Source organism: Holdemanella sp. DFI.5.55, from assembly GCF_020593575.1.
Classification (GTDB): Bacteria; Bacillota_I; Bacilli_A; order Erysipelotrichales; family Erysipelotrichaceae; genus Holdemanella; species Holdemanella hominis.
This window is the reverse complement of the sequence record NZ_JAJDMK010000113.1, coordinates 1-3,966: the sequence shown is the minus strand read 5'-3', so window position 1 is coordinate 3,966 and position 3,966 is coordinate 1. Positions and strand designations below refer to the sequence as shown.

The 3,966-nt window shown below is 34.8% G+C and carries 5 protein-coding genes; 2 read left to right on the top strand and 3 right to left on the bottom strand.

Going from position 1 to position 3,966, the window contains the following annotated elements; all coding sequences use genetic code 11:
• Nucleotides 1-34 precede the first annotated feature (34 nt).
• The 3 genes from LJE08_RS12885 to gap form a co-directional block, all read right to left on the bottom strand.
• Nucleotides 35-727 carry a hypothetical protein gene (locus tag LJE08_RS12885; protein ID WP_227403427.1) on the bottom strand — a complete coding sequence of 231 codons (693 nt, stop codon included), beginning with the start codon at nt 725-727 and terminating at the stop codon, nt 35-37.
• Nucleotides 720-896: a hypothetical protein gene (locus tag LJE08_RS12880; protein WP_186998664.1), complete on the bottom strand. Its 177-nt coding sequence runs from the start codon at nt 894-896 to the stop codon at nt 720-722. The genes LJE08_RS12885 and LJE08_RS12880 overlap by 8 nt, the downstream gene beginning before the upstream one ends.
• Nucleotides 897-1,028: 132 nt before the next feature.
• Nucleotides 1,029-2,042 (bottom strand): type I glyceraldehyde-3-phosphate dehydrogenase, encoded by a 1,014-nt coding sequence (gene gap / locus LJE08_RS12875; RefSeq protein WP_117926830.1) that lies wholly within the window; start codon nt 2,040-2,042, stop codon nt 1,029-1,031.
• Nucleotides 2,043-2,234: 192 nt separating this feature from the next.
• Between gap and LJE08_RS12870 the strand changes: the two genes are divergently transcribed.
• Complete coding sequence (locus LJE08_RS12870) at nt 2,235-2,729, top strand: Lrp/AsnC family transcriptional regulator (protein ID WP_117926831.1); 495 nt, start codon at nt 2,235-2,237, stop codon at nt 2,727-2,729.
• The gene (locus LJE08_RS12865; protein WP_217256121.1) at nt 2,729-3,895 is read left to right on the top strand and encodes a pyridoxal phosphate-dependent aminotransferase; all 1,167 of its coding nucleotides are present in this window, start codon (nt 2,729-2,731) and stop codon (nt 3,893-3,895) included. Before LJE08_RS12870 ends, LJE08_RS12865 begins: the two co-directional genes overlap by 1 nt.
• Nucleotides 3,896-3,966: the final 71 nt, after the last annotated feature.

Sequence of the window (3,966 nt, the reverse complement as noted above, 5' to 3'; positions counted from 1 at the left end):
TACAATAATTTAAAGCCGGTATTTTCACATAACCCTACACTATTTTAGAGCGCCCATGTAATTTAGTCATGATACGACGAATATCTTCTTCATATGGTGTACCTGCTAAATTTTCTAATGCAGGATTAAAGTATTCCATCATATGATCCACATCTTTTAAATAAGAATATTGAAGCCCAATTAAATATTGAATGGTTCCAACAGGGAATTTTTTATTGTTGTCTAGTTCTGACTTACCATCCCACATACCATTTAAAATTTCTTTACAGTCATCAATATATTTGGCTTCTTTCTTCATTAATATGCTGAATTGAATCTGCATATTCTTGAATGTCTTTTCATCAACATAGCTTTTTCCATAAGAAAGCATGCCCTCTGCTTTTTTGATTTTTCCTTTTTCTAAATAATAATAAAATCCACGAGTTGCGACACTAGCCTTTTGTTTATTTGAAATACGCATATTTTTCAACAATTCAAATTGTTCTTCGATTTTCGTATCATTTCTTTGTGCCAAATAGCCACTTAATCGCATATACTCACGGTTAAATGCCTGATATGAGAATTTACATATTCCTGTATCTAATGTTTTGTAGAATTCGTCATATTGTTCATTGTTCAATTGAACTAATAACTTCTTCCATACAACTTTTTTCATAATTATTGGCACTAAGATAAATACTAATGTCAATATAATTATGATCATTACATTCATTGTCTTACTATCCATTTTGTTCCTTATCCTTTTCTAATTCTAAAGTTAAATCACGAAACTGAGCTAATAAATCTTCGTCAATTCCATCTTTTCTTAATTTTTCCATGTAAACAGCATCTAAATCGTCTACATCTTTTGTTAAATCATCACGCTCAGAATCCGTCAAACGATGTCGAATACCCACCGCTAACACCTCACAATCTCTAAAGGTTAGAATACATGATTTATATATTTATTTCAAGGTTTTGATTTGCACTTTTTAGTAAAGTATCAAAAAAAGGAACCCTATTGGATTCCTTTAAAAGTCTTACAATTATTAAGCTAATTCTGAGAAGTACTTAATTGTACGAACCATTTGGCTTGTGTAAGAGTTTTCGTTGTCGTACCAAGAAACAACTTGTACGTGAGTAGTTCCGTCACCTAATGAGTGAGCCATTGTTTGAGTTGCATCGAACAATGATCCGTAACGCATACCAATAATATCACTAGATACTAATTGTTCTTCAGTGTATCCGAATGATTCAGTTGTAGCAGCTTTCATAGCAGCGTTGATTTGATCAACAGTTACGTCACCTTCAACAACAGCTACTAAAATAGTAGTTGATCCTGTAGGAGTTGGAACACGTTGAGCAGATCCGATTAATTTTCCGTTTAATTCAGGGATAACTAATCCGATAGCTTTTGCAGCACCTGTTGAGTTAGGAACAATGTTAACTGCAGCAGCACGGCTACGACGTAAATCACCTTTACGTTGAGGTCCGTCTAATGTCATTTGGTCACCTGTGTAAGCGTGAACTGTAGTCATGATACCTGATTTAACTGGAGCTAGTTGGTTCAAAGCGTTAGCCATTGGAGCTAAACAGTTTGTTGTACAAGAAGCTGCAGAAATTACTGTATCTTCTGGTTTTAATGTTTCGTGGTTTACATTGTAAACGATTGTTGGTAAGTCATTTCCTGCTGGAGCAGAGATAACAACTTTACGAGCACCTGCTTTAATGTGTGCTTCTGCTTTAGCTTTTGAAGTATAGAATCCTGTACATTCTAATACTACGTCAACGCCTAATTCACCCCAAGGTAATTTAGAAGCATCAGCTTCTGCGTAGATAGTGATTTCTTTTCCATCTACTGTAATTGAATTTTCACCAGCAACAACTGTGTCAGCCTTAGCGTAAGTTCCTTGAGTTGAATCATATTTCAACAAGTGAGCTAACATCTTAGGGCTAGTCAAGTCATTGATAGCTACTACTTCGTAGCCTTCAGCACCAAACATTTGACGGAATGCCAAACGTCCGATACGTCCAAAACCGTTAATCGCAACTTTTACTGTCATGTCAGTAAATCCTCCTTTAAATACCATTGTTATTATAAAAGCCTACTGTTGATTTGTCAATTCTCTAACAAGTAAAACTTTTTACAACTAACAACACTTATATATTAGACTATTTACAATTCATTCTCAAGCATTTTCACACTTTTTACATAACCTTAATTGTGCTATTATATTCAAAAGGAGGAATTAAAAATGAACCAAAGTTTAATCCTAGATTTACTAGAAAATAATGCTCGTCTAACTTCACAAGATCTAGCGGATATTTTGAATGAAGATGAAGCAAGTATAAAATCAGAGATTCAATCTTTAGAAAAAAACAAAATTATTTGTGGCTATCACACAATTATCAACTACAATAAAGCGTTAAAAGATCAAAAAGTTTTAGCATATATTGAAGTAAGTTGTACACCTACAAGAAATAGAGGCTATGACAAGACAGCAGCATTGATTGCCAACTATCCAGAAGTAGATACAATGTATCTATTAAGTGGAGATTGTGATTTCTTATGTTTAGTACAAGGTAAAACCATGTTTGAAGTGGCTCGCTTTGTTTCAGATAAGATTGCCTGTGTTGAAGATGTTCGTTCCACAAAGACATTATTTGTCTTAAAACAATATAAGCAAAGTGGTATTGTCATGATTGACAAACCAGAAGATAAAGAATCAAGATTGGTTGTGACTCCATAATGAAGAGTTTATCTACAAAAGCAACATCTATCAAGCCAAGTGGAATCCGTAAATTCTTTGATTTAGCAAACACAATGGAAGGCGTTATCTCTCTAGGTGTTGGTGAACCCGATTTCGCTACGCCATGGCACATTTGTGAAAATGCGATTCACTACATGAGCACAGGACATACTCACTATACAGCCAATCGTGGGTTGTTGGAGCTTCGTGAAGAAATCTGTAAATTCCATAAGGAACATTACAATCAAACATATGATCCTGAAAATGAAGTTATTGTCACAATTGGTGGTAGTGAAGCCATTGACTTATGTATGCGTGCCCTGTTGAATCCTGGCGATGAAGTTATTGTATTAGACCCTAACTACGTTGCTTATGCACCAAGTGTTACACTAAGTGATGGTGTTGTTGTCCCTTTACAGTTAAAAGAAGAAAATGACTTTAAAATTTTTCCAGAAGATTTAAAGAAAGTCATCACACCAAAGACAAAAGCGATGATCATCAATTATCCTAGCAACCCTACAGGTGGTGTCATGACAAAAGAGGACTACGCAAAAATTGTTGATATCATCAAAGAATCAGGTATATATGTTGTGAGTGATGAAATCTATGCCGAACTAAGCTTTGATCAGCCTTTTGCATCATTAGCCCAATTTGACGAAATCAAATCTCAAATTATTGTCGTAAATGGTTTTTCTAAAGCATATGCGATGACAGGATGGCGTCTAGGCTATTGTATGGCCAACAAAGAACTTTCTTCTGTTATGAATAAGATTCACCAATATGTGATCATGTCAGCTCCTGTTATGTCTCAATACGCAGGTATCGAAGCCATTAAAAACGGCTATGATGATGTATTGATGATGAAAGATGATTATCTAAAAAGAAGAAACTTCTTAGTCAACAGACTCAATCGTATGGGACTAAAGACAAATATGCCTCATGGTACATTCTATGTATTCTGTAATATTCAATCGACAGGCCTTGATTCCGAAACATTCTGCGAAAGATTACTACAAGAACAAAAAGTTGCCTGTGTTCCAGGAAACGCCTTTGGTCCAAGTGGTGAAGGATACATTCGTATCTCTTATGCATATAGCATAGATCACATTAAAGAAGCTGTTGTTCGCTTAGAACAATTCTTGAAGGATTTAGACAAATCAGTCTAGATCTTTTTTTTATAGAGAAAAATTAAATACTTTCTCAAAAGTGGCGTAAAACCAAGGGGTTAAGCTGTTTT

What these genes read in the sequence shown, in the direction of transcription:
- gap (WP_117926830.1), bottom strand. Translation starts at nt 2,042, where the DNA reads ATGACAGTAAAAGTTGCGATTAACGGTTTTGGACGTATCGGACGTTTG.
- LJE08_RS12885 (WP_227403427.1), bottom strand. Translation starts at nt 727, where the DNA reads ATGGATAGTAAGACAATGAATGTAATGATCATAATTATATTGACATTA.
- LJE08_RS12865 (WP_217256121.1), top strand. Translation starts at nt 2,729, where the DNA reads ATGAAGAGTTTATCTACAAAAGCAACATCTATCAAGCCAAGTGGAATC.
- LJE08_RS12870 (WP_117926831.1), top strand. Translation starts at nt 2,235, where the DNA reads ATGAACCAAAGTTTAATCCTAGATTTACTAGAAAATAATGCTCGTCTA.